Source organism: Pseudomonas sp. 6D_7.1_Bac1, from assembly GCF_025465945.1.
Lineage (GTDB): Bacteria > Pseudomonadota > Gammaproteobacteria > Pseudomonadales > Pseudomonadaceae > Aquipseudomonas.
Genome location: NZ_JANLNW010000005.1, coordinates 1 through 1,028, shown reverse-complemented (window position 1 = coordinate 1,028; position 1,028 = coordinate 1). Strand labels below are relative to the sequence as shown.

At 52.7% G+C, this 1,028-nt stretch carries 1 pseudogene; it reads right to left on the bottom strand.

Going from position 1 to position 1,028, the window contains the following annotated elements:
* A pseudogene (locus NTD87_RS01285) lies at positions 1-974 on the bottom strand (IS3 family transposase); the annotation flags it as partial.
* Positions 975-1,028: the final 54 nt, after the last annotated feature.

Here is a 1,028-nt window from a genome sequence, read left to right as displayed (position 1 = left end):
TGAGCAGTATTGGCTGCCTCTATCCGAGTGGTGCACCAGTGGCTGCTTCGTCCGGCGATGCTTCATCGCCCGGCGTAGCGCATGTGCTACCGACTCGGTATGCAGGCTTTCATGGACGTGATAACCCACGATCTTTCGCGAATAAGCGTCCGTCACAAGACTCAGATACGCCACGCCTTCCTGGGTTGGCAAATAGGTAATGTCAGCCACCCAGACCTGCTCCGGGCCGCTTGGTACGACTTGATCAGGACCTGCTTTGAGCAAGTTTGGATGACGCCGAAAGCGATGATGACTATCGGTTGTTTTGTGATATGCCCGTTTGCGGGCCACCAACAAACGCCTTTCGCGCAGAATCGAAAACAGGCGATCTCGACCTACTTGCAGCTCAGGCTGAGGTTGGCAATGCAGCAAATAATGCAGTTTTCGTGTGCCCATACGCGGCTGCCGCAGACGTTTTTGCTGAACGAAATCTGCGACCTCCTGATCCAGGATCAAACGAGCATCGTAGGCATGATTGCGTTTGTAGTAAGCCTGTCGGCTTATCCCCATGAATTGGCAAGCCCTGCTGATGCTCAGGTTTTGGACTCGCTTTTGCGAGAGGACTTGCCGGGACGCTTTTTTACGACAGAGATGCCGTAGTCATTTTTCAAGACATCCACGACAGCCTCGAAAAACTGCGCTTTCTGATTGGACAGGGCGAGCTGCTCTTCAAGCTCTTTGATACGTTGTTCTGGTGTCAGTGGTCGATTTTGCTCGGGCATGGAAACCATTCTCGGCGCGCCAACGAATGCGCCCGGGCTCCAATCCTGTCGACCGTGTTTGCGTAACCACGTCAGAACGGTCGTCTTGCCTTGAATCCCGTAGCGCTCTTGAGCCTCTTTATAACTCAACTCGCCTTTTTCGACCTGGTCGACGACCGACAATTTAAAAGTCAGCGTGTAGTCTCGCTGACTACGCCTTTTTCCTGCTTCCATTACGTCCTCCTGAAAATAGATCAGAAGGTGTAAACCTTATTCAGGACGGGACAG